The sequence below is a fragment of the Streptomyces sp. NPDC024698 genome (assembly GCF_055559015.1).
Genome location: NZ_JBVHLK010000003.1, coordinates 590,631 through 613,818 on the forward strand (window position 1 = coordinate 590,631; position 23,188 = coordinate 613,818).

The following is a 23,188-nucleotide window of genomic DNA, read 5'->3' on the forward strand; positions in this document are numbered from 1 at the left end:
AGAAACTACACGGCGGAACCGCTCCCCCCTAAGGCAGTTGGCCCCCGGAAAACGGATCCGGACACCGGTGAGGACAGAGGCCCGGCCGGTCGGCGCGCTCCCCGTCCCGGTAGGTCAGCAGCCGCAGTCCTCCGCGTCCACGGGCGCCGTCAGCGAGTCCGCGGCACGGCTCTCCCGCCCCTGCCAGGTCTCGAACGCGAAGCCCTCGCGCGCCCAGTACTCGAAGCCACCGAGCATCTCCTTGACCTGGAAGCCGAGTTCGGCGAGGGCGAGGGCCGCGCGGGTCCCGCCGTTGCAGCCGGGTCCCCAGCAATACGTGACGACCGGGACGGACTTGTCCAGAAGCCGCTCGGCCTGCTCGGCGACGAGGGCGGTGGGCAGGTGGACCGCGCCGGGGATGTGGCCCTGGTCCCAGGACGCGGTGGAGCGGGAGTCGAGGACGACGAACCCGGGATCACCGCCGGCCGCGAGGGCCGCGGCCACGTCGGCCACGTCCGCGTGGAACGCGAGGCTCGCGCCGAAGTAGGCGGCGGCCGCGGCGGGCGAAGCCGGCGGCACCCGCAGGACGGGGTTCGCCGCCGACGTGGAACCGGTCACCGTGCCGTCGGTGGTGCCCTCGGCAGTCGCAGTCATGGCCTGGCCTCTCTTCGCTCCGTGATCCCGCCGGACGGATGCCGCCCTTGCCGTCCCGGTGCTTCCGCGCACCGCGTTCCGCGGGATCTCTCGGTGAAAATCTACGGGCGCCGGCCTGTGTCCTGAAGTGACGATCCACGGCGGTACGGTTGATCGGCCGGGGATTTCCCTGGTATGCATCGCGGATGACCACGTATTCCCCCGACGCCACCGACTGGCGCATCCTCGACGTCCTCCAGCGTGAGGGCCGGTCCAGTTTCGCCGAGCTGGCACGGGCCGTCTCCATGTCCGCGAGCGCGGTCACCGAGCGGGTTCGCCGTATGGAGGAGGCGGGCGTCATACGCGGGTACGCGGCCGTCGTCGACCCCGAGCGCCTCGGACTGCCGATCCTCGCGTTCGTCCGGCTCCGATACCCGAACGGCAACTACAAGCCGTTCCACGACCTCGTGGAGGTCACGCCCGAGATCCTGGAGGCGCACCACGTCACGGGCGACGACTGCTTCGTCATCAAGGTCGCCGCGCGGTCGATGTCCCATCTGGAGACGATTTCGGGCAAGATCGGCACGCTCGGTTCGGTGACGACGAGCGTCGTCTACTCCTCACCACTGCCCGGCCGGCCGCTGGGCCACTGAGACCGGGGCGGTCGGCGGGCCGTCCCCGGCGACGATCACGCGCCGTGCTGCCGTACCACCGATCCCGTTCTGCCCTTCACGACCTCCAGCTGCGCGTGGATGCGGCGGCGCAGGTCCCCGACGTGGCTGACGATGCCCACGCTGCGGTCGCGTTCGCGCAGCGAGTCGAGGACGTCCAGCACCTCGTCGAGCGTCTGGTCGTCGAGGCTTCCGAAGCCCTCGTCGATGAAGAGCGTGTCGAGCCGTACCCCGCCGGCCTCGTCGGTGACCACGTCGGCGAGACCGAGGGCCAGGGCGAGGGAGGCGAAGAAGGTCTCGCCTCCGGAGAGGGTCGCGGTGTCGCGCTCCCGTCCGGTCCAGGCGTCCACGACATGCAATCCGAGGCCGCTGCGCCCCCGGCCGGCCCGGTCGTCGGAGTGAACCAGGGTGTAGCGCCCCGAGGACATCCGCTGGAGGCGGACGGTCGCGGCGGCGGCGACCTGTTCCAGCCGGGCGGCGAGGACGTACGCCTCAAGGCGCATCCTGCGCTCGTTGTCCGCAGACGTGCCGGCCGCGAGTCCCGCCAGACGGGCCACCCGCTCGTGCTCCTCCCGCAGCGGGGCGAGCCGACGCGCTCCCGCGGTCGCGTGGGCGGAGAGCGCGTCCAGTTCGGCGCAGCGCCGGGCCGCGGCGTCCCGCGCCGACGCGCTCTCCCGCAGCCGCCGCGCGGCGGACTCGGCGGTCCGCTCGGCGGCCCGCACGTCGACCGCGGGGCGCCGCGCCGCGGCCGCCGTGTCGGCCTCGGCGAGTACGGCGCGCACCGAGGACTCCTCCAACTGCCAGGCGTCGAGCTGCCGTTGGAGGCCACGGTGTGCCACGTCGTCGAGCATGGCGGCGGCCGCTGCCGCCGGGGTCTCGAATCCGGCGCGCAAGGCCGCGTCGGCCAGACGCGCGTCGGCGTCCTTGAGGCGCCGCGCGATGTCCTCCGCCACCCGGACGCCGTCCGCGGCCTCGGTGAGCAGGGCCACCTGCCGCTCCAGCTGCGTGGCCCGCTCGGACACGCTCGCGGCGGTGCCCCGCGCCTGTTCCAACTCCCCTTCCAGGGAGGCCTTCTCACGGTCCAGTGAGTCCCGGTGCGAGGTCCGTGCGGCGGCCCGCCGGCCGGCCTCCTGCCGGTCGGTCAGCCGTCGTTCGTGTTCCCGCTCGGCCTGCTCGCGGGCCTCGCGGGCGGCGTGCAGCCCGGAGGCGGCCGTCCGCGCCTCGGTGTGCAGCCGGTCCAATTCCTCGGCCTGTCGCTGGAGTTGATGGGTCGGCGCGTCGCCCGCCTCGGCGGTCGCGGCGGCCAGTGCCTCGCGTACGACGCCGAGCCCGCGCTCGGCCCGGGCGCGCTCCTCGTCGGCGCCGCGGTAGGCGGCGAGGGCCCGCTCCTCCGTCTCGCGGTCGACATGCCCGGCGATCTTCCGCGCGGGCTCCGGGTGTTCGGTGGCCCCGCACACGGCGCAGGACTCGCCGTCGACCAGTCCGGCGGCGAGTTCGGCGGCGATGCCCTGGAGGCGCTGTTCCTTCAGGTCGAGCCAGCGGGCGTGCGCCCCCGTCGCCTGCTCACGCGCGGCCAGGCTCCGGGCGTGGGCGTTCTCGGTGTCCTGGGCCAGTTCGTCGCGCAGCCGGGCGGCGGCGAGCCGCTTGGACGCCGGTTCGCGCTGGACGGCGAGCTGTTCCGCGCGCGCGGCGGCCTGCTGCGCGGTGTCGACCCGCGCCTCGACACCGGCGCGGGTCTCCTCCCAGTCGGCCAGCCAGCTCTCGGCGTCCTGGAGGACGTCGTCGTCGGCGCGTTCCTCGCGGTCCAGCAGGGCGCGCTCCGCGGCGAGTTCACCGAGGCGCCGCTCGGCGCGGCGGGCCGACTCCAGACCGCCCAGTTCCTCGGCGGCCTTGCGTGCGGCGGCCGCGAGTCCGGGCGCTCCGGCGCCGGCGAACGTCTCCGGCAGGGCGGCACGCGCGCGGGTCTCCTCGGCGCTCGCGCGTCGGTGTTCGGCTTCGGCCGCGTCGCGCAGGTCGAGCGCGGGGGCCACGGCCTCGGCCTTGCGGGCCCGCTCCATGCGCGTGCGGGCCTCCCGCTGGGCGTCGGCGCGCTGCTCCAGTCGTGCGGCCCGTTCCTGTGCCTCGGTGAACCGGCGCTGGAGCCGGTCCACTTCGCGTACGTCGTCGAGCGCGTGGTCGGCCGCGGCCTGGGCGGATTCCGCGGCCCCGCGGGCGCAGTGGGCGACGGCCAGCGTCTCGCGGGCCGTGCTGCGGGCCAGCGCGGCCCAGCCGAGCACGGACTCGGCGAGGCCCGGATCACCGGGCGCGAGGTCGGGCAGCGGTTCCTGGACGGTGCGGCCTGCCGCCTGGTGCATCCGGTGCGCGTCGGCGAGCAGGGTGGTGTCGGCGGCCCGTACTTCGGCCTCGGCGGCGCGCCGGCGCTCGGCGAGACGCTTCTCGACCTCGGCGAAGCGGTGGGTGTCGAAGAGACGGCCGAGGAGTCTGCCGCGGGCCTCGGCGTCGGCCCGTAGGAAGCGCGCGAAGTCGCCCTGGGGCAGCAGGACGACCTGGCAGAACTGCTCGCGGCTCATACCCAGCAGCTGGGTGATCTCCTCGCCGATCTCCTGGTGGGAGCGGCTGAGGTCCTTCCAGGTGCCGGCCGTGGCGTCGTACTCACGCAGCCAGCTCTGGGCCTTCTCGGTCGTCATGCCCTTGCCGCGCAGCTTGGGGCGTTCCCAGGGCGGCTGCCGGGTGACCTCCAGCCGGCGTCCGGCGACGCTGAGTTCGAGGCGGATCTCGGTGCGGGCGTCGGGTGCCGCGTGGTCGCTGCGCAGGCCGAGGCCCTGGGCGCTCTGCCGGGCGCCGGGAACCGCTCCGTACAGCGCGTAGCAGACGGCGTCGAGGACGGAGGTCTTGCCCGCGCCCGTGGGTCCGTGCAGCAGGAAGAGCCCGGCGCCGGACAGCTCGTCGAAGTCGACCCGCTGGGTCGCGGCGAACGGGCCGAAGGCCGTGATCTCCAGGCGGTGCAGCCTCATCGGTTTCCCTCGGTCTCCGGGCGGTCGGCCCGCTGGGTGTGCGGCGGACGTGAGGTCACCGGGCGGTCTCCCGCGCGCTCTCGTCGGCGCGGACGGCGTCGAAGGCGTCCCGGAGCACGGTCTGTTCCCGGGCGTCGGGCCCGGTCCCCCGCACATGGGCCACGAAGTCCTCGGCGATCTGTTCCTCGGTGCGGCCCGCGATCCGGCGGGCGTACGAGACGTCCGGGGCCTGCGGGGAGCGTTCGGGGTCGAAGACGAGGCTGAGCGTGTGCGGGAAGCGCTCGGCGAGCCGCGCCATGGGGTCGGCGGGCCGCACCGGGTCGGTGAGGGTCGCCTCGACCCAGGCGTCCCTGTGGCTCTCGAGTCCGGGGTCGGCGAGCAGGTCCTCCAGGTGTCCCCGGAGACGGGCGAGCGGGCGGGGCACCGGGCAGTCGATCCGCTCGGCGGTCAGGGAGCCGTCGGGTCCGAGGTCCACGAGCCACATGCTCTTGCGGTGGTCGGCCTCGGAGAAGGAGTACGGCAGCGGGGACCCCGAGTAGCGGACGCGTTCGGTGATGGTCTGGCTGCCGTGCAGGTGGCCGAGCGCGGTGTAGTCGACGCCGTCGAAGACTCCGGCGGGCACGGAGGCGACGCCGCCGACGGTGATGTCCCGCTCGCTGTCGCTCGCCTCGCCGCCTGTGACGAAGGCGTGGGCGAGGACGACGGAGCGGGTGCCGGGCGCGCGGCCGGCGAGGTCGGCGCGGACCCGGTCCATGGCGGCGGCCAGCACGGTCTCGTGGCCGGCCTTCTTGACCCCGAACTCGTCCTTCACCAGGGCGGGTTCGAGATAGGGCAGGCCGTAGAAGGCGACATCGCCGTGGGCGTCGGCCAGCACCACGGGGGTGCCGCACCCGGCGGGGTCGGTGCGCAGATGGACGCCCGCGCGTCCGATGAGTCCGGCACCGACGCCGAGCCGCCGGGCCGAGTCGTGGTTACCGGAGATCATGACCGTGGGCACACCGAGGTCGGCGAGCCGGTGCAGGGCGTCGTCGAAGAGCTGGACCGCGGCCAGGGGCGGCACGGCACGGTCGTACACGTCTCCCGACACGACCACGGCGTCCACGTCGCGCTCGCGCGCGGTGGTGACGAGATGGCCGATGAAGCGGGACTGGGCGTCGAGCATGTTCACGCGGTGGAACGCCCGGCCCAGGTGCCAGTCGGAAGTGTGCAGGAGCCTCATGATCCCCGAAGGGTATCGGCCGGGTCTGACATCACGGGCGGTTACTCCCGTATCGGCCCACCACGACCGTCACCGGACGCGGGTCATTCATCCACGATCGCCCGGTTTGTCACACGTCTCCGTAGGCCTCTCCGCCCAGCTCGAAGCCGGCCGTCCCCGCGGTCGCGTCGGCCAACCAGGCCCGGAAGGACTCGACATCGGCGTCCGGCAGCCCGATCTCGATGGTGACGGCCTCGCCGTAACGCACATCACGCACCTCGCGGCCGGTCGACCGCACATCGTTCTGCACCTTGCCGGCCCGCTGATGATCGACGGTCACCGTGGCCAGCCGGAACCGGCGGCGGGTGATCGTGCCCAGCGTGTCCAGCGCCTCGCCCACCGAGCCGCCGTACGCCCTGATCAGTCCGCCGGCCCCCAGCTTGACCCCGCCGTAGTAGCGGGTGACGACGGCCACGACGTAGCGCATGTCGCGGCGCAGCAGCATCTGGAGCATGGGGACGCCCGCGGTGCCGCCCGGTTCCCCGTCGTCGCTCGCCTTCTGCACGGCGCCGTCGGCCCCGATGACGTACGCGAAGCAGTTGTGCGAGGCGTCCGCGTGTTCCTTCCTGACGGCCGCGACGAAGTCCTGGGCCTCCCGCTCGCTGGCGGCCGGGGCGAGAGCGCACAGGAAACGGGAGCGGTTGACCTCGGTCTCGTGCACGCCCGGGTGGGCCACTGTGCGGTACTCGTCCTGCATCAGCCCAGCGTATGCGCTGCGCGCGGGCGCGGCCGACGGGCCCGGACGGCGACCCTGCGCGCATCCGCGATCACACGGCGCAGCCGTCCGGCAGGCCACGCGGGCGCACGTCGGCCGGGATTCACTCCTTCTTGCCCCTCGGTACGACGACGTCCGTCAACAGCGCGTCACCGGGGGCGAGTTCGCGCCAGGCGCTGCCGTGCCAGACCAGGACGGCGACGGCCGAGGTCGGGAACTTCGTCCGGACTTGGCCCAGCGCGTCGTCGAAGCCGTCCCCGGCCAGTTCCAGGACCAGCTCCTCGAGCCCCGGGTTGTGCCCGACGAGCAGCAAGGTCCTTACGTGTTCGGGGACTTCGCGCACCGCGTCCAGCAACTCCCCTACGTCCGCCCCGTACAGCCGCCCGTCGAGCCGTACGGGCGGCGGTGTGCCCCACTCGCGCGCCGCCAGCTCCCAGGTCTCCCGGGCCCGTACGGCGGTCGAACACAGCGCGAGGTCCGGCAGCAGGTCGGCGTCCGCCAGGGCGCGCCCGGCGGCGGGGGCGTCGCGGCGGCCGCGCGTCGCGAGCGGCCGTTCGTGGTCGGACACCCCGTCCGGCCAGGCGGACTTGGCGTGCCGCAGGACGACCAGTCTTCGCCTGGGGCCGCCGGCCGCGCGCACGTTCACCGGGACGCCCCGATCTCGCGGGTGAGTTCGAGGCCGAGCAGCCGGTCGGCGTAGGCGTACGTCTCGAACCGGGCGCCCTCGGGGACGGCGGAGGTCTCCACCGACCGCAGGACGTCCAGCACGGCGGGCATGTCGAGGTCGTCCTCCCAGGCGGCGCGCAGCCGCAGGCGTACGTCCTCGGGGACCGGCTTGGAGGGCCGCGTCGCCCAGTCGGCGACGGCGGCGCGCCAGCGCCCCAGTGTTCCCTCCGCCTCCGCGACGGTCTCGGTGTCGAGGCTCAGGGGCAGGTCCCGCCGCCGGGCGAGCAGCGCGAGCCGCAGCGCCGTGGGGTCCCCGGGAGCGGGTGCGGGACCCTGCCCGGTGGCGACCGGTGCCACCTCGACCCGCGGTCCGCCCGTCACCGCGGCGCCCTGCCCGACGACGTCGACGGTCCGTGTCGCCGCGGGTCCCGGTTCGGTGTCCCTGTGCTCCTCGAACGGCCGGATCCCGAGTTCGGCGGCGCGCGCCCGGAGCCCCGCCTCGCCCCAGGAGGCTTCCCCGTCGACCGGGTCCGGCGCCGAAGTCAGCGTCGTCCAGGCGGGGTTGCCGCCGATCTCCAGGGCCCGGACCAGGACGTCGGCGACGAGGAGCACGCGCAGACCCGTGAGGTCGGACCCCGGCGGATGCGCGTGGACGCGGACCAGACCGCGGCGGGCGAGGGCTGCGTCGACGGGTTCGCCCGTACGGGCGTCGATGATACGGAGCACGAGGTGAGCCTAGGCGGCCGTCGGTGCGGGTGCGGGGAGGTGGGGGCCGTTCCGGACACGCGCCCGCGCGGGGAACGCGTGTCCGACGACGGCCGCGGGTCCCGGGACGGCCGGGCGGGGTCCCGGCGGGCGTGAACAGCGCGTGCAGTACGGTCCGTTCGGTGTCGCGGGCCGGTCCCGGGCGAGGGGATCGGGGCGCGGGTCCACGCGCCCTTGACAATCCGCTTCCACCGACGAAAGGCTGGCCAAGGACTGACCGACCAGTCGGTATGAAGGAGTGGACCGTGACCCGGATGAGCATCTCCACCGCCGCCGGTGCGTTCGACGCCGTCGCGGCGGGTCCGCCCGACGGCCGCCCGGTACTGCTGCTGCACGGCTTCCCCCAGACGGGGCTGGCGTGGCGGGCGCAGATCGAGGCGCTCGCCGCGGAGGGCTGCCGCGTCGTGGCGCCCGACCAGCGCGGCTACTCCCCGGGGGTACGCCCGGAGCGGGCCGAGGACTACCGCATCAGCCTCCTGGTCGCGGACGTCGTCGCCATCACGGAGGAGCTGGGCTGGTCCACGTTCGACCTCGTCGGTCACGACTGGGGCGGCGCCGTGGCCTGGTGGACCGCCTCGGCCCATCCCGGCCGCGTCCGCACCCTGACGGTCGTGTCCACCCCGCACCCCGGCGCTCTCGCCGAGGCGCTGCGCACCGACGACGACCAGCGCGCACGGTCCCGGTACATGATCGACTGGCGCGAGACACCCGCGACCGAGCAGCGCATGCTGGCCGACGACGCCGGGCTGCTGCGCGGGCTCTACGCCGGTGGGGTCCCGCGGGCCAGTGCCGACGCCTACGTCCGGCACCTGTCCCGGCCGGGCGCCCTCACCGCGGCGCTGAACTGGTACCGGTCCGGACGCCCCGACGGCACGATCGGCGTCATCGAGGTGCCCACGCTGTACGTGTGGAGCACGGGGGACAGCGCGTTCGGCCCGGTTCCCGCGAAGGACACCGCGCGCTGGGTCGAGGGGCCGTACCGGTTCGAGGTCCTTCCGGACCTCGGTCACTGGATCCCGGAGGAGGCACCCGGGACGCTGAACCGTCTGCTGCTCGACCACCTGCGGGCGCACGGCCCGAGGAATCATCACGCTCCGCCCACCGTTGAGCGGGATGGAACCAACTGATCCAGCCCCCAGGGAGGCCGAGCGTGTACGGCGACTCAGACACGATCCGCAGGATCCTGACCGAGCAGGGCGAGACCTGGGCGATCGTCGGGCTCTCGTCCAACGAGCGGCGCGCGGCCCATGGGGTCGCCGACGTCCTCCAGCGCTACGGCAAGCGGATCGTGCCCGTGCACCCGAAGGCCGAGACCGTCCACGGGGAGCGGGGGTACGCCTCGCTCGCGGACATCCCCTTCGAGGTCGATGTCGTCGACGTCTTCGTCAACAGCGACCTCGCGGGTCCCGTGGCGGACGAGGCGGTCGCCATCGGCGCCAAGGCCGTCTGGTTCCAGCTCGGCGTCATCGACGAAGCGGCCTACGAGCGAACCCGCGCTGCCGGCCTCGACATGGTGATGGACCGCTGCCCGGCGATCGAGATCCCGCGCATGGGCTGAGGCGGGGACGCCCCGACCGGCACCCCGGCCTCGGCTCCGGCTCGGCTTCTTCGTCTGTGGTTCTCCCGCTGTACGCCTCCGCTTGCTTCCATCGGGGACGGGCACCATCACGCCCCTCCCGCGATGATCACTGAAACGGCGCGAACGAACGGATCGGCGGACAATCGGGGCACGGGCGGAGGAGGGCCGGATGACGGAACTGCTGGCTGGGATGCGGGTGGACTACACCGACCACGACGACCCCGTACTGATCCGGCCGGACGGCAGCCCGGTGGACACCTGGCGGGAGAACTACCCGTACGAGCGGCGCATGGAGCGCAAGGAGTACGAGTGGCACAAGCGGCTCCAGCAGATCGAACTGCTGAAGCTCCAGAGCTGGATCAAGGAGACCGGCCGACGGCTCGTCGTCGTCTTCGAGGGGCGCGACGCGGCAGGCAAGGGCGGCACGATCAAGCGGTTCACCGAGCACCTCAACCCGCGCGGCGCCCGCGTGGTGGCGCTGGAGAAGCCGACCGAGCGGGAGCGCGGGCAGTGGTACTTCCAGCGGTACGTGGAGCATCTGCCGACCGCGGGCGAGATCGTGATGTTCGACCGGTCCTGGTACAACCGGGCGGGCGTGGAGCGGGTGATGGGCTTCTGCACCGACGACGAGTATCGCCGCTTCATGCGCCAGGCGCCCGCCTTCGAGCGGATGCTCGTCGACGACGGGGTCGACCTGATCAAGTTCTGGTTCTCGGTCTCCCAGGGTGAGCAGCGCACCCGCTTCACGATCCGTCAGGTCGACCCGGTACGGCAGTGGAAACTGAGCTCCATGGACCTGGCCTCGCTGGACCTCTGGGACGACTACACGGCGGCCAAGGTCGCCATGTTCCGCGAGACGGACACCGCGCAGGCGCCCTGGACCGTGGTGAAGAGCAACGACAAGAAGCGGGCCCGCGTCGAGGCCATGCGCAGCGTCCTGGCCCGCTTCGCCTACGCGGACAAGGACCATGAGGTCGTCGGCAGCCCCGACCCCAGCATCGTGGGCGCGGCGGCGAACCTGCTGGAGGAGGGCGAGGGCGAGGACCACGTCACGCCCGCGGAGGACCGCCCGGTCCTGGGCGACGGCACCCTCACCCGCTGACCGCCGGCGGTCGGACGGGACGGCCCTGACCCGCCCGGCCACCGCGCGCGGGTGGCCTCAGTCGTGCGCCGGACGGTCGGTGAGCCGGTGGTCGGCGAGGCTCAGCGCCTCGTCGACCACCCGGCGCAGATGCCCGTCCCCGAGCGAGTAGATCACCCGGCGCCCTTCCTTTCTCGTGTTCACGAGCCCCGCCAGACGCAGCCGGGCCAGATGCTGGCTGACCGCCGGACGAGCGGCTCCGCAGGTCTCGGTCAGCGTCGTGACATCGGCCTCTCCCCCGGTCAGCGTGTGCAGCAGCGTCAGGCGGGTGCGGTCGGCGAGCAGGGCGAGGAGTTCGGCGGCGAGCGCGAACTGTTCCTCGCCCGGGGTGCGCGGGTGCGCAGCATGTGCAGGTGACAGGTGCATGCGTGCGCTCATACGCACATAATGGCCCCGTGGGCGTCGGCGCGTCCACTCCCGCGCACGGAAGGGGACGCACGTGAACGACCGGCACGACCACGACCGGCACCACCACGGCCATCACCACGCGGACGGCCACGGCAGCGGCGGCCACGGCGGCGAGGACAGCGAGGGCACCGGCGGGCGGCCCCACCGTCACGCGCACGACGATCCGCACGGGCGCCTGGGCCGGCTGCGCCATCTCCTCTCCCCGCACTCCCACGAGGCGGCCGACAAGCTCGATTCCGCGCTGGAGGCATCGGCGCGGGGCATGCGGGCACTGTGGATCTCCCTGGCCGTCCTCGGCACGACGGCCCTGGCGCAGGCGGCCGTTGTCGCACTGTCCGGATCGGTCGCGCTGCTCGGCGACACCGTGCACAACGCGGCCGACGCCCTGACCGCCCTGCCGCTCGCGGTCGCCTTCACCCTGGGCCGCCGGGCCGCGACGCGGCGCTTCACCTACGGCTACGGCAGGGCGGAGGACCTGGCGGGCATCATGATCGTCCTGACGATCGCGGCCTCCGGCGCCTTCGCGGCCTGGGCGGCCGTCGGCCGGCTGCTCGACCCCCAGCCGGTGCGGCACCTTCCGGTGGTGGCGGCCGCCGCGTTCCTCGGCTTCGCCGGCAACGAGTGGGTCGCCCGGTACCGCATCCGCGTCGGGCGCGAGATCGGCTCCGCCGCACTGGTCGCGGACGGACTCCACGCCCGTACCGACGGGTTCGCCTCACTCGCCGTGCTGGTGGGTGCGGGTGGCACCGCCCTCGGCCTGCAACTCGCCGACCCGCTGGTGGGGTTGGCGATCACCGCCGCGATCCTGCTCGTGCTGCGCGACGCCGCCAGGGAGGTCTTCCGGCGCGTGATGGACGCCGTGGAGCCGGAGTTGGTGGACCGGGCCGAACGCGCCTTGCGGCAGGTTCCGGGGGTGCGTGACGTGGGGGAACTGCGGCTGCGCTGGATCGGGCACAGGCTGCGCGCCGAGGTGGCGGTCGTGGTGGACGGCGAGGCGACCGTGCGGCACGCCCACGACATCACCGTGGACGCCGAACACGCCCTGCTGCACGCCGTCCCGAGACTGACCGCCGCCCTGGTCCACGCCGATCCGGCGCCGGCACCGGGCGCGGCGGACCCCCATCGGGCGCTGGCACATCACACGGCCGCGTGAACGGACCCCGCCGCCGGCCTCCGCCCCCGGTTCGCGCCCGGGCGAGGCCCTGGTCCCGTCGGACATCGCCCCGTCCGGGGTCGCGACCACCCAAGGCCGTGACCTTCCGCGGTCGCAGTCACGGTCGCGGTCACGACGGGGCACCGGCCCGTCGACGAGAAGTCAATCGGCGGGGCGGTCACACCTCAGCGGCAGGCGGGCGTCAGACGCCGACACCCAGTCCCTCCAGCACCACCGCGTTCGGCAGCTCCGCGAACGCCTTGCCCGGCACCAGGAGTTTGCCGCGTCGGCGTCCGCTGCCCACCAGCACGTACGGCAGCGCGACGACGGCCGCGTCGACCAACACCGGCCAGTCCGCGGGGAGTCCGACGGGGGTGATGCCGCCGTACTCCATGCCGCTCTCGCCCGTGGCGAGGTCCATCGGGGCGAACGAGGCCTTGCGGGCGCCCAGTTGCCGTCGTACGACGCCGTTGACGTCGACGCGGGTGGCGGACAGGACGACACACGCGGCCAGGGTGGTCTCGCTGCCTCGTCTGCCCGCGACGACCACGCAGTTGGCGGACGTGTCGAGCAGTTCCTTGCCGTAGTGCTCCACGAAGACGGCGGTGTCGGCCCACTCCGGGTTCGTCTCGACGTAGACGATCTGCTCGGCGGGCGTACCGCCGCGCCAGCCGCGCACCGCGTCGGCGACGGGGCGGACGAGTTCGTCCAGACGGTCGGGGGCCGGACAGGCATCGTCGAAGTGTCCGATGGGCGCGCGCATGACGGCACGCTAACAGTCCGGTGGGCGCGCCCGGCGCCCGCCTTGCCCTCCGGGAACGGTCCTTCGGGGACGGGACGGGGTCGCGGACCTCAGTGCACGAGCGGGACCGAGACGGCCATGACCATCTCGACCGGGACCTCGCCCGTGTTGGCGTACGTGTGGGGGGTGTCGGCCTCGAACGACACGCTCGCCCCCTCGGGCACGCGGTGCTCGACCCCGTCGACGGTGAGGGTCATGTCGCCCGAGATGACGTGCACGAGTTCGACGGTCCCCGCGGGATGCGGGTCGGACGGGCTGCCCTCGCCGGGCATGAGCCGCCAGTCCCACATCTCCAGCGGGCCGGGCGCCTCCGTGCCGGCCAGCAGCCGGTTGTAGCTGCCCGCCTCCGTGTGCCACAGCCTGACGGCCTGGTCGGCGGGGACGATCCGCACCTTGGGCCCCTGCTCGTAGTCCAGCAGGGTGGTGATGCTGACGCCGAGCGCGTCACCGATCTTGACGACGGTACCCAGGCTCGGGTTGGTCCTGGCCTGCTCGATCTGGATGAGCATGCCGCGGCTGACTCCGGAGCGGGCGGCGAGCGTCTCCAGGGTGAAGCCGCGCTCGGATCGCCAGCGCTTCATGTTGCGCGCCAGGGACTGAGTCAGCAGGTCGAGATCCGACACATTCCGTCCAATATTGTGAATGACAGAGTTCAATCAGATGAACTATCGTGTGGTGCACCTGATCGTTCACCGAACTGTACTGCGAGGGCCCCCGTGACAGCACTCTTCGCCCTGGCCACCAGCCTTCTGTGGGGCCTGGCCGACTTCGGCGGAGGTCTGCTGACCCGGCGCACCCCCGCCCTCACGGTGGTCGTCGCCTCCCAGTCGATCGCCGCGGTGGTCCTCGGCGCGATCGTGCTGGCCACCGGCGGCTGGAGCGCGGCGGGACCGCAGCTGTGGTTCGCGGTCGCCGCCGGTCTGGTGGGTCCGGTCGCGCTGCTCTCCTTCTACAAGGCTCTCGCGCTCGGACCGATGGGCGTGGTCTCGCCGCTCGGCTCGCTGGCCGTGGCGGTTCCCATCGGCGTCGGGCTGTTCCTCGGGGAGCGCCCGGGGCTGACACAGATCGCGGGGATCGCGGTCGCCGTGGCGGGTGTCGCCCTCGCGGGCGGTCCCCAGCTGCGGGGCGCGCCCGTGCAGCGGCAGGCGATCCTGCTGACGCTGATCGCGGCCGCCGGCTTCGGCACGGTGTTCGCGCTGATCGCGGAGGCGTCGTCCTCGGTCACCGGGCTCTTCCTGGCGCTGTTCGTGCAGCGTCTGACCAATGTGGTCACCGGCGGCGCGGCCCTGGCGTTCTCCGTCCGGCGCGGCGCCCGGGCCCTGCCCGAGGGCGGGTTCCCCTGGGCCTCCCTGCCCGCGCTCGCGTTCGTGGGCCTCGCCGACGTCGCCGCCAACGGCACGTACTCGGTGGCCGCCCAGCACGGCCCGGTCACCGTCGCCGCCGTCCTCGCCTCGCTCTATCCGGTGGTCACGGCCCTGGCCGCGCGCGGTGTCCTCAGGGAACGGCTGCGGGGCGTGCAGGCCACCGGGGCGGCCCTGGCGCTGGTCGGCACGGTGCTGCTGGCGACCGGCTGAGCCCCCGGGACCGTTCCCGGGGTCAGGACTCGGCGCGGACGTCCCCGGAGTTCGCGTGCACGTCCTCGGCCGCGTCCCGCGCGTCGAGATCCAGCTCCGCGAGCCGTGCCACGGTCTCCTCGTCCAGTTCCGCGAGCGCCTGGAGCTGCTCGGGGGTCACCCCGTCGGGGATCGGCACCGGAGGCGGCGTACGCAGCGGCGGCTGCCATCCGGCGACCGGGTCCCAGCGCCGCACGACCTTCGCGGGAGCCCCGGCGACGACGGAGTGGTCCGGCACCTGCCCCCGGACGACCGCACCCGCCGCGACGACGACGTTCCGTCCGATCCGCGCGCCGGGAAGGATCACCGCGCCCGTCCCGATCCAGCAGCCGGGCCCGATCTCCACGGGCTCCATCCGCGGCCACTGCTTGCCGATGGGCTGATGCGGATCGTCGTACGAGTGGTTCGTGGAGGTCACGTACACATACGGCCCGAAGTAGCAGTCGTTGCCGATCGTGACCGTCGTGTCGGCGATGACATGACTGCCGCGGCCCAGCACCACACCGTCCCCGATGCGCAGGATCGGGTCGGGGCCGAGGTCCAGATCGGGCATGAGACCGGCGGTCAGCGTGACCTGTTCGGCGACGATGCAGTACGAGCCGAGGTGGATCCAGGGTTCGCCGAAGACCGTGCCCAGCGGGAAGGCCAGCCGGGTGTTCTCGCCGATGGCACCGAAACGGAAACGGCCCGGCTGCTCGGCCGAGACCGTTCCCGCGCGCCGCATCCAGGCCCAGCCCGCGTGGACGGCGCGCTGCGCGAGGCGTCGCCGCCATGATGAGAACGTGTTCTTGCTCCTGGACACGCGTTCACGGTACTCAGGGCGGGGCACGCCGACGCGGTCACACGGCTGTGATCTTCGCCCCACCGGAGGTACGCGGGGGCGATGGCATACGGTGCCGGTGTACTCAGCGGGACCCGACCACGAGACGACGAGACGGTGACACGGTGACGACGCAGCAGGCGCTGATCAAGGGGATCGGCGGCAAGGATCCGCGGCTGGACCCGGAGGCGTTCGTCTCCCCCACCTCCGTGGTCATCGGAGACGTCACGCTGGAGGCGGGCGCGAGCCTCTGGTACGGCGCGGTGCTGCGCGCCGACTGCGGCCCGATCGTCATCGGCGCGGGCAGCAACGTGCAGGACAACTGCACGCTGCATGTGGACCCCGGCTTCCCCATCACCGTCGGGGAGCGGGTCTCGATCGGCCACAACGCCGTGGTGCACGGCGCCACCGTGGAGGACGACTGCCTGATCGGCATGGGGGCCACGGTGCTCAACGGGGCCGTGATCGGAGCCGGCTCGCTGGTGGCCGCGCAGGCGCTGGTGCCGCAGGGGATGCGGGTACCGCCCGGCTCACTCGTCGCCGGGGTTCCCGCGAAGGTCAAGCGCCCGCTGACCGACGAGGAGCGCGAGGGCCTCTCGCTGAACGGCGTCTTCTACATGGAGCTGGCCAAGGCACACCGCGAGATCCACACGTAGGCGGCCTCGCCCCACGCGGCGGCGCGGGTGCCGGGACCGGCCCATGAGCTCGGCGCGCGTGCCGGGACCGGGAAGCGGCTCGGCGCGCGTGCCAGGACCGGGAAGTAGTTCGGCGCGCGGGACCGGGAAGTAGTGCGGCGGCGCGCGCCGCTGGAGGTGCGGGGACCGCGCTAGTCGGCGGCGGGGACGGGCTCCGCCTCCGCGGTGCCGTGTTCCGCGGCGGACTTGGCGGCCTTGCGGCGGACGATCAGCATCGAGGCGAGACCGACGAGCACCGCGGCGACCAGGCCCAGCCACGAGAAGCGCTTGAGCCAGGACTCGGCGACGACACCGACGTAGTAGATGACCGCGGTGGTGCCGCCGGCCCAGATGATGCCGCCGAGGACGTTGGCGATCAGGAACTTCCAGTACGGCATCCGCAGGACACCGGCGAGCGGACCCGCGAAGATCCGCAGCAGGGCGATGAAGCGGCCGAAGAAGACGGCCCACATGCCCCACTTCTGGAAGGACCGCTCCGCCGTGGCGACATGGGCTTCGCCGAAGTGCCGGGGGAACTTCGCGCCGAGCCAGGCGAGCAGGGGGCGTCCGCCCTTGCGGCCGATGGCGTAGCCGATGGAGTCGCCGACGATGGCCCCGAGGCTGGCGCAGACGCCGAGGACGACGGGGTTGATGCCGCCGTGCTGGGAGGAGAGCAGCGCGGCCGAGACCAGGACGATCTCGCCGGGCAGCGGGATGCCCAGGCTCTCCAGGCCGATGACCAGGGCCACGAGCGCGTAGATACTGACCGCGGGCACCGTCTCGAGCCAGTCCTGGACGTGCAACGCCGGTTCCTCCCGTTTCGGTGTACGTGACCCGGCCGACCGCGTTTCGCGTGATCACCGGGGTGCGCTTCCCCGGAGCGCTCGCCGGGCAGCCTACCTGGTCGGCATGAACCGGGGCCGGGACGTGGGGCTCGTCACGCCCGCCGCCGCCAGCTCTCGTAGTGGTCGAGCAGCGTCTCCTCGACCGGACGATAGGTGATCCCCAGCTCCCGCACGCTCCTGCCGTTGTCCACGGGGAACCGGATGCCGAGGTGCTTGCGGATGTAGTCCTGGGTCAGTCCGAAGGCCGGGCCGAGGACGCGGACCGGCCAGTGCGGGAGCGCGTTGCGGGGCAGCCGGAGGGCCCGGGGATACCGGCCGCGGACGACACGCGCCATGGCGTGGAAGGACGTCATCGTCTCGGCCGCGACGATGTAGCGGCCCTTGGCGTCTTCGTGTTCCGCCGCCGCGATGTGCGCGTCCGCGACCTCGCGGACGTCCGCCGTGGTGAAGCTGAAGTCGGGTGCGCCGTAGAAGAAGTAGCCCTTGAACAGTTCGTCCAGCAGGAAGAGGCTGCCGGACCGCGACGCGGGGGTGAGGGACGGGCCGAGGACCAGACCGGGGTTGACGGACACCAGGCGCCAGCGGTCCTGGGCCGCCTCCGCCGCCCACGCCTCGCGCTCGGCGAGCGTCTTCGCGTAGTGGTACGGGTTGTTCTCGACCGTGCTGGTGGTGTTGAAGTACTTCTCCGACAGGACACCCCCGTCCATGTCCCGGACGTCGACGTAGTCGCCGAAGATCGCGCCGACGGTGGAGGTGAGGACGACCTTCCCCACCGTCGGTGTCCGTTCCACCCCGGCCAGCACGTTGCGGGTGCCGAGCAGTGCCGGGTCGACCATGTCCCTGCGGCCGTCCTTGATCTTCTCCGGCATCAGGAACGGCGACGCCACATGGAAGACCACCGCGCTGCCGCTCATCGCCGCGTCGAAGGACCCGTCGGCCAGCAGATCCGCCTCGAACAGTTCGAGCCTGCCGGGAAAGGACTCCCGCATCTCCTGGAGGGGTGCCACCTTCGCGGTGTCCGCGATGCTTCGTACGGTGGTGTGGACGCGGTAGCCCCGCTCCAGCAGCCGCCTCACCAGATGGCTCCCGACGAACCCGCTGCCACCGGTCACCAGAACGGTGCCCTGCCCTCGTACGTCCACGCTCGCACTCCTCGGTCCCGCTCCCCGGCGCGTCACCCGCCCTGTCCCGCGGGCGGTGCGCGCATCGCTCGTAGGTCAGGGTCGGGCATGGAGGGCCGGAAGGGAACAGGCGTTCAATCCCCCGGCCAGGCCGTGGTGAGCTCCTGGAGTTCCGGGCCGCCGGCGCGGCGACGACGGCCCTCGCGCCGGGAGGGGCACGGCGCTCGCCGCGCGCCCGTCACACCGCTCGTCGCACCGCCCCTCGCTCACTCGCGGGAACGCCCCTCTTTCTCAAGGGAGTTGATAGAAAGGATCATCAACTTGTGCCCCGCCCCTCCCACAAGGAGCCCGATGTGACCGTCACCGCCGACGACATCTACGCGATGGCCCCCTACGCCAGGACCCTGGGCGTGCGCTTCACCGCCCTGTCCGCGGAGGGCGTGGACGCCGAACTCGACTTCGTGCCCGAACTGTCCACCGCGGGAGGGGGATTGCACGGGGGTGCGCTCATGGGCCTCGCCGATGTCGCCTCGGCCGTGTGCGCGGCGCTGAACGGTCCCGCGGGCGCCGTTCCCGCCACCACCACCTCCACCACGCACTTCCTGCGGCCCGTGCGCGAGGGAACCGCGTACGCGAAGGCCCGTGTGCTGCGGGTGGGACGCGACACGGCGGTCGTGGAGTGCGACATCGAGGACGACCGGCATCGGCTCTGCACCCGGGTCACCCAGACCGTGAACATCCGAGTGCACGGCGGCGGGAAGTTCACCGCTCCCGTTCCACGGTGACCCGTTCCCCGTCCCACCGGAGCGTGTCCCCCGGCGCGGCGACGAACGGCGGCTCGTCACCGCGCCGGATGACGTATCCGTCGGGTCCCGGGACGGCCCGGTAACCGTGCCGCAGGCACCAGCGCTGGGGGATGTCGATGAGCATCGTCCAGGTGATGGTGATCCGGCCGGGGTCGGCCGCCTCACGGTTGCAGACCATGCGTCGGAACAGCCGCGCCGATCCCAGGAGCGCCCGCCGGTGACGCTTCCACACCGGCAGACCGGATGCCTCGCCCTCGTAGTCCCGGGCGAGGTCGAGCAACGTCCCACTCACGGCGCCCTTTTCTCACGTTGATGACCGGAGTGCCCGGCGAACGGCTGGACCAGGTCCTTCAGGGTTCACCCTGGCCGGTCGGCGGGGTCTTCGTCGGCGGCCCGCCCTCGTGAGGCGAGTCCCTGTCGTTACCCAAGCTTCAACGTGGCGGCCGCACCCGGGGACACGCCCGGAGCAAGGAGTCGCCGTACGGCGTCCAGGGGCTCCGCGGCGCGCGCGACATCCGGAACACGCCCTGGAACACGCCCCGGGGGCACACCCGCCGGCTCACGCGGCCGCCGCTCGGTCGCGGGACCGAATGGGCGTGATCGGTGGCGGGTCCTGACAGCAGCACGCCCCACCCGGGGTTCCACGTCGGGTGGGGCGTCAGCAGCATCCCCGACTGGTAGTCGTTGAACGCTGGATGGCATCAGCGTATCGGCGGCCACCGACAACGCCGGTCCGGGCCGCGGGGCGCCCGGCGACGCTCGCGCCGGCGGCCTCCGCCTCGGGTCCGGCCGGGGCCGGTCCGCGTGGGTCCGCACCGGCCCCGCCAGGGTGGGCACCCTTCCGGCGGGCGGTCCGCGAAGGATCTCCCCGGCCGCCCCCCGAGGCTCGTCAGGAACCTGGAGGGAGCCGGGGTGCCGCAGGCCGGACGTCAGCCGTTCGGGCGGAGGGTCCAGATCACGGTCATCTCGCCGGTGACCGCGCCGTCACCGCGCTGGATGGCGATCGTGACGGGGAACTCGGGGCGCTGACCCGCGTCCAGCTCGGCGACGACGTCGGCCGCGGGGCGCCCGAGCGTGGCGGTGGCCGTGACCGGGCCCATCGCGAGCTTCTTGTACGCGATCTCGGCGCTGACCGCGAGCGGCACCGCGCGGGAGAGCTGGTCCCCGAAGGCGGCGAGCACGATCGCCCCGCTCGCCGACTCCCCCAGCGTGAACATGGCTCCGGCGTGCGGTCCGCCGACGTGGTTGTGGAAGTCGCCCTGGTCCGGGAGCGCCACGACGGCCTTCTCCGGAGTGGTCTCCACGAACTCGAGATTCAGGGTCCGGGCCATCGGCACGGTCGCGGCGAGCATCTCGCCGATCGTCATCTGGTCTGCGCTCATGCCCCGATGTTACCCATGAGTAGGAATCCTTGGCCAGACCCGCCCCCCGACGTTTGCACCAGAAGGCACCGAAAGGCGTCCCGGCCGAATGCGGAGCCGCACTCCGGTGCAGGCCCGACGAAACGCGACGGCAGAGGCGTCCCACGGCGACCTGGCCGCGACGGCCCATGATCACGATGTCGGCGCCGCCAGGTCGCCCGGACAGCGCGGAAGCGTGACGTCCGACATCAAGATCCAGGCAGGGAAAGCAATCTGATGGAACGTCAGGCAAGGCTGCGGCCGGGACCAATGGGACAAGTGGCCCGATGACGCGGTCGTTTGGGGGACCGCCATGGCACCCGGGTCACAGGCCCCTCTATCGTTACCAGCCATGTGGCCAGGACAGCAGCCGCCCGGGGGCGAGCAGAACCCGCAGGACCAGAACCCTTACCAGCAGTCGGGGTACCAGCAACCGAATCCGTATCAGCAGCCCGGGTACCAGCAGCCGGGGTATCCACAGCAGCCGGGCCCGTACGGACAGCAGCCGGGGCAGCCGCAGTGGGGAGCGCCGTCGGATCCCCTCGGCACGCCTCAGGTGCCCGGCGACGGCGGTGGCGGCGGCAACAAGACGAAGATCACCGCGATCGTCGCGGCCCTGGTCGTCGTGATCGCCGCCGGGGTCACCGGATTCCTGGTCCTGGGCAACAAGGACAAGAACGACGACAAGGCGGGCGGCGACTCGTCCAAGTCCCCCAAGGCGTCGGCCTCCACGTCGGCCGGCGCGAGCGCGAGCGAGGCCGACCCGCGCGGTGGCGACGGCGAGAAGGCGACGATCGCCGGCTGGAAGGTCGTGGTGAACCCGAAGTGGGGCACCGCCTTCGACGTGCCGCCGGACTGGAGTGTCAGCACTCCCGGCACCTTCATCGGATTCGAGGACGACAAGAAGGGCGACGGCTCCGCGCTCATCGGCATGTCCGCGCCCGCGTTCCTCAAGGAGAAGTGGTGCACGTCCGACGCGAACAAGGACGGCCGCACCGAGGACACCGCGCTCGCCGCCGCGGGCACCAAGGGCCAGAGCGGCGCCAAGAACACCGACGACGTGGCGCGCAATGACTCCGCGTGGTGGGTCTTCGGCGGCTACACCGACCAGAAGGACGCCTCGAAGAAGCTGCTGAAGATCGGCAAGCCCCAGGCGTTCACCACGGCGTCCGGTGTCGAGGGCAGCGTCGCGACGACGTACTCCAAGGGCGTCGCCAAGAAGGGCAAGTGCGACTCCGACGGCAAGGCGACCACCTTCGCCTTCAAGAACTCGGCGGGCGACTTCGTGTCCTGGACGCTCTACGCCGCCAAGGGCGTCTCGGAGGAGATCCCGGACGCGACGGTGAAGAAGATCCTCGGCACCGTACGACTGCACGGCGACCCGACAGGTTCCTGAGCCGCCAGGGGTCGGCCACGGCCTGGGGCCGCACGTCTCCGGGCGCCCCGGACTCTGCGCCCCGGACTCTGCGCCCCGGGCTCTGCGCCCGGGGCGGCCGCCGGGTTCCACGACAGCGAAGTGGAGCGTGAGCGTCCGGCCCTGGCATCCGCGGCACGACGGCTCTGGGCACGCGAGCGGGCCGCCGCCCCAGCCGGACGGACCGGGTGCCGTAAAGGGTGTCCCACCTCGGGTTTGGCAAGTCGGGCACCGGGCGGCGATAGTCTCCCGGTGACCTCAGCCGCCGACCTCGCCCGACCCTCCCGCCGCCCCTCGTGGGCGGGCCGGAACTACACCCTTCTGACCGCCGCCGCGGTCGTCACCAACCTGGGCAGCCAGGGCGCGCTGATCGCCTCGGCGTTCGCGGTGCTCGGCGCCGGGGGCGACGGAGGCGACGTCGGTCTGGTGGCCGCGGCCCGCACCCTGCCGCTGGTGCTGTTCCTGCTGATCGGCGGAGCGGTGGCGGACCGGCTGCCCCGGCACCGGGTGATGGTCGCGGCCAACGCCCTCAACGGCGTGTCGCAGGCCGCGTTCGCCGTCCTGGTCCTCTCCGGCGAGGCACGGCTGTGGCAGATGATGCTGCTGTCCGCGCTCGGCAGCACCGGACAGGCCTTCTTCAACCCGGCCGCCGAGGGCATGCTGATGTCCTCCGTCCGCGGCGAGCAGGCGAGCCGCGCGTTCGCGATGTTCCGGATGGCGATGCAGGGCGCCGGCGTCGGCGGCGCGGCCCTGGGCGGCGCGCTGGTGGCCGTGATCGGACCCGGCTGGGTGCTCGCCGTGGACGCGGTGGCCTTCGCGGTCGCCGGTGCGCTGCGCGCCTTCCTCGACGTCGGCCACATACCGCCGCGTGAGCCCGGCGGCGGTCTGTTCGCCGATCTGCGCGACGGCTGGCACGAGTTCGTCGGACGGCCCTGGCTGTGGACGATCGTCGCGCAGTTCTCCGTGGTGGTCGCGGTCGTCGGGGCCGCGGACGCGGTCTACGGTCCGCTGGTCGCCCGGGACAGTCTGGGCGGACCGGGCCCCTGGGGTCTGGCGCTCGGCGCGTTCGGCGTCGGGACCGTGGGCGGCGCGCTGCTGATGACCCGCTGGAAGCCGCGTCGGCTGCTGTTCGCGGGCACCCTGTGCGTCTTCCCGCTCGCGGCACCCGCCGCCGCGCTCGCGATCCCGCTGTCCGTGGGTCCGCTGTACGCCGTGATGTTCGTCAGCGGTCTGGCGATCGAGGTGTTCGGCGTGTCCTGGATGACCGCGCTCCACCAGGAGATACCCGAGGACAAGCTCTCGCGGGTGTCCGCCTACGACTGGTTCGGGTCGATCGCGATGGTTCCGCTGGCCACGGCGCTGGCGGGTCCCGTGGAGCAGGCGTTCGGCCGGACGCCCGCGCTGTGGGGCTGTGCCACGCTCGTCGTCGTGGTCACGGCGGCGGTGCTGTGCGTCCCGGACGTACGGAACCTGACGCGGCGCTCCCGGGCGGTGGCGCAGGGCACTCCCGCGGCGATGTCCGGCGCCGGGCGCGTGCACGCCGAGACGGAGGGATCCACCGGGCTCCTCGGGTGACGGCCGCGTTACCGTCACCCACGGGAGCGGCCTCACCCGTGAAGACCCCAGCACGCGGGGCACGCCGGTCCGGAGCGACGGAGCCGCATGGGTACACCAGTCAGTTCGCCGCAGGCCTCGGGCAGCGTTCCAGGCC

The 23,188-nt window shown here is 72.9% G+C and carries 24 protein-coding genes; 10 read left to right on the top strand and 14 right to left on the bottom strand.

Annotated elements, in window-relative coordinates:
* Positions 1–114: 114 nt before the first annotated feature.
* Complete coding sequence (locus ACZ4AA_RS10520; protein ID WP_467598675.1) at positions 115–633, bottom strand: rhodanese-like domain-containing protein; 519 nt, start codon at positions 631–633, stop codon at positions 115–117.
* Between the two features lie 185 nt (positions 634–818).
* On the opposite strand from ACZ4AA_RS10520, the gene ACZ4AA_RS10525 reads away from it, so the two are divergent.
* Complete coding sequence (locus tag ACZ4AA_RS10525) at positions 819–1,265, top strand: Lrp/AsnC family transcriptional regulator (RefSeq protein WP_467598678.1); 447 nt, start codon at positions 819–821, stop codon at positions 1,263–1,265.
* A 35-nt stretch (positions 1,266–1,300) separates the two neighbouring features.
* On the opposite strand, the gene ACZ4AA_RS10530 is transcribed toward ACZ4AA_RS10525, so the two are convergent.
* The 5 genes from ACZ4AA_RS10530 to ACZ4AA_RS10550 all read right to left on the bottom strand — a co-directional run bounded on the left by ACZ4AA_RS10530 (position 1,301) and on the right by ACZ4AA_RS10550 (position 7,662).
* The gene (locus tag ACZ4AA_RS10530) at positions 1,301–4,297 is read right to left on the bottom strand and encodes an AAA family ATPase (protein ID WP_467598681.1); all 2,997 of its coding nucleotides are present in this window, start codon (positions 4,295–4,297) and stop codon (positions 1,301–1,303) included.
* Between the two features lie 55 nt (positions 4,298–4,352).
* Positions 4,353–5,516 (bottom strand): exonuclease SbcCD subunit D, encoded by a 1,164-nt coding sequence (locus ACZ4AA_RS10535; RefSeq protein WP_467598684.1) that lies wholly within the window; start codon positions 5,514–5,516, stop codon positions 4,353–4,355.
* A gap of 109 nt (positions 5,517–5,625) precedes the next feature.
* A complete protein-coding gene (locus ACZ4AA_RS10540) occupies positions 5,626–6,252 on the bottom strand; it encodes a YigZ family protein (protein ID WP_467598686.1) in 627 nt (208 codons plus the stop codon).
* Positions 6,253–6,373: 121 nt separating this feature from the next.
* On the bottom strand, positions 6,374–6,916 hold the full coding sequence (locus ACZ4AA_RS10545; RefSeq protein ID WP_467598689.1) for a SixA phosphatase family protein: 543 nt from the start codon (positions 6,914–6,916) through the stop codon (positions 6,374–6,376).
* A complete protein-coding gene (locus ACZ4AA_RS10550) occupies positions 6,913–7,662 on the bottom strand; it encodes a hypothetical protein (protein WP_467598692.1) in 750 nt (249 codons plus the stop codon). Before ACZ4AA_RS10550 ends, ACZ4AA_RS10545 begins: the two co-directional genes overlap by 4 nt.
* Before the next feature lie 293 nt (positions 7,663–7,955).
* Between ACZ4AA_RS10550 and ACZ4AA_RS10555 the strand changes: the two genes are divergently transcribed.
* From ACZ4AA_RS10555 to ppk2, 3 genes are all read left to right on the top strand, one after another.
* Complete coding sequence (locus tag ACZ4AA_RS10555; RefSeq protein ID WP_467598963.1) at positions 7,956–8,828, top strand: alpha/beta fold hydrolase; 873 nt, start codon at positions 7,956–7,958, stop codon at positions 8,826–8,828.
* A 23-nt stretch (positions 8,829–8,851) separates the two neighbouring features.
* Positions 8,852–9,259, top strand: coding sequence for a CoA-binding protein (locus tag ACZ4AA_RS10560; protein WP_467598695.1), 408 nt, complete (start codon positions 8,852–8,854; stop codon positions 9,257–9,259).
* A 190-nt stretch (positions 9,260–9,449) separates the two neighbouring features.
* Positions 9,450–10,382, top strand: a complete 933-nt coding sequence (ppk2, locus tag ACZ4AA_RS10565) for a polyphosphate kinase 2 (protein WP_467598698.1) — start codon at positions 9,450–9,452, stop codon at positions 10,380–10,382.
* 57 nt (positions 10,383–10,439) lie between these two features.
* Here ppk2 and ACZ4AA_RS10570 read toward each other — a convergent pair whose 3' ends face one another.
* Positions 10,440–10,799 (bottom strand): ArsR/SmtB family transcription factor, encoded by a 360-nt coding sequence (locus ACZ4AA_RS10570; protein ID WP_467598701.1) that lies wholly within the window; start codon positions 10,797–10,799, stop codon positions 10,440–10,442.
* A 61-nt stretch (positions 10,800–10,860) separates the two neighbouring features.
* On the opposite strand from ACZ4AA_RS10570, the gene ACZ4AA_RS10575 reads away from it, so the two are divergent.
* Positions 10,861–11,982: a cation diffusion facilitator family transporter gene (locus ACZ4AA_RS10575; protein ID WP_467598704.1), complete on the top strand. Its 1,122-nt coding sequence runs from the start codon at positions 10,861–10,863 to the stop codon at positions 11,980–11,982.
* 202 nt (positions 11,983–12,184) lie between these two features.
* On the opposite strand, the gene ACZ4AA_RS10580 is transcribed toward ACZ4AA_RS10575, so the two are convergent.
* Positions 12,185–12,745: a YbaK/EbsC family protein gene (locus ACZ4AA_RS10580; protein ID WP_467598707.1), complete on the bottom strand. Its 561-nt coding sequence runs from the start codon at positions 12,743–12,745 to the stop codon at positions 12,185–12,187.
* An 89-nt stretch (positions 12,746–12,834) separates the two neighbouring features.
* On the bottom strand, positions 12,835–13,407 hold the full coding sequence (locus ACZ4AA_RS10585; RefSeq protein WP_467598710.1) for a helix-turn-helix domain-containing protein: 573 nt from the start codon (positions 13,405–13,407) through the stop codon (positions 12,835–12,837).
* Between the two features lie 93 nt (positions 13,408–13,500).
* On the opposite strand from ACZ4AA_RS10585, the gene ACZ4AA_RS10590 reads away from it, so the two are divergent.
* Entirely contained in the window at positions 13,501–14,358 is an 858-nt protein-coding gene (locus ACZ4AA_RS10590) for an EamA family transporter (RefSeq protein WP_467598713.1), read from the top strand.
* 22 nt (positions 14,359–14,380) lie between these two features.
* On the opposite strand, the gene ACZ4AA_RS10595 is transcribed toward ACZ4AA_RS10590, so the two are convergent.
* Positions 14,381–15,199: an acyltransferase gene (locus ACZ4AA_RS10595; protein WP_467598716.1), complete on the bottom strand. Its 819-nt coding sequence runs from the start codon at positions 15,197–15,199 to the stop codon at positions 14,381–14,383.
* 143 nt (positions 15,200–15,342) lie between these two features.
* Between ACZ4AA_RS10595 and ACZ4AA_RS10600 the strand changes: the two genes are divergently transcribed.
* Positions 15,343–15,873, top strand: a complete 531-nt coding sequence (locus tag ACZ4AA_RS10600; RefSeq protein ID WP_467598719.1) for a gamma carbonic anhydrase family protein — start codon at positions 15,343–15,345, stop codon at positions 15,871–15,873.
* A gap of 170 nt (positions 15,874–16,043) precedes the next feature.
* Here ACZ4AA_RS10600 and ACZ4AA_RS10605 read toward each other — a convergent pair whose 3' ends face one another.
* Both ACZ4AA_RS10605 and ACZ4AA_RS10610 read right to left on the bottom strand, forming a co-directional pair.
* Positions 16,044–16,694, bottom strand: a complete 651-nt coding sequence (locus tag ACZ4AA_RS10605; RefSeq protein ID WP_467598722.1) for a DedA family protein — start codon at positions 16,692–16,694, stop codon at positions 16,044–16,046.
* Between the two features lie 134 nt (positions 16,695–16,828).
* The gene (locus ACZ4AA_RS10610) at positions 16,829–17,878 is read right to left on the bottom strand and encodes an NAD-dependent epimerase/dehydratase family protein (protein WP_467598725.1); all 1,050 of its coding nucleotides are present in this window, start codon (positions 17,876–17,878) and stop codon (positions 16,829–16,831) included.
* Between the two features lie 332 nt (positions 17,879–18,210).
* Here ACZ4AA_RS10610 and ACZ4AA_RS10615 point away from each other — a divergent pair, with 332 nt between their 5' ends.
* Complete coding sequence (locus ACZ4AA_RS10615; RefSeq protein ID WP_467598728.1) at positions 18,211–18,642, top strand: PaaI family thioesterase; 432 nt, start codon at positions 18,211–18,213, stop codon at positions 18,640–18,642.
* On the opposite strand, the gene ACZ4AA_RS10620 is transcribed toward ACZ4AA_RS10615, so the two are convergent.
* Complete coding sequence (locus tag ACZ4AA_RS10620) at positions 18,620–18,955, bottom strand: hypothetical protein (RefSeq protein ID WP_467598731.1); 336 nt, start codon at positions 18,953–18,955, stop codon at positions 18,620–18,622. The genes ACZ4AA_RS10615 and ACZ4AA_RS10620 overlap by 23 nt on opposite strands.
* Positions 18,956–19,592: 637 nt before the next feature.
* On the bottom strand, positions 19,593–20,030 hold the full coding sequence (locus ACZ4AA_RS10625) for a DUF4442 domain-containing protein (RefSeq protein WP_339135340.1): 438 nt from the start codon (positions 20,028–20,030) through the stop codon (positions 19,593–19,595).
* 385 nt (positions 20,031–20,415) lie between these two features.
* Here ACZ4AA_RS10625 and ACZ4AA_RS10630 point away from each other — a divergent pair, with 385 nt between their 5' ends.
* Entirely contained in the window at positions 20,416–21,459 is a 1,044-nt protein-coding gene (locus tag ACZ4AA_RS10630) for a DUF8017 domain-containing protein (protein ID WP_467598734.1), read from the top strand.
* Between the two features lie 270 nt (positions 21,460–21,729).
* On the top strand, positions 21,730–23,052 hold the full coding sequence (locus tag ACZ4AA_RS10635) for an MFS transporter (RefSeq protein ID WP_467598737.1): 1,323 nt from the start codon (positions 21,730–21,732) through the stop codon (positions 23,050–23,052).
* The last annotated feature ends 136 nt before the right edge of the window (positions 23,053–23,188 follow it).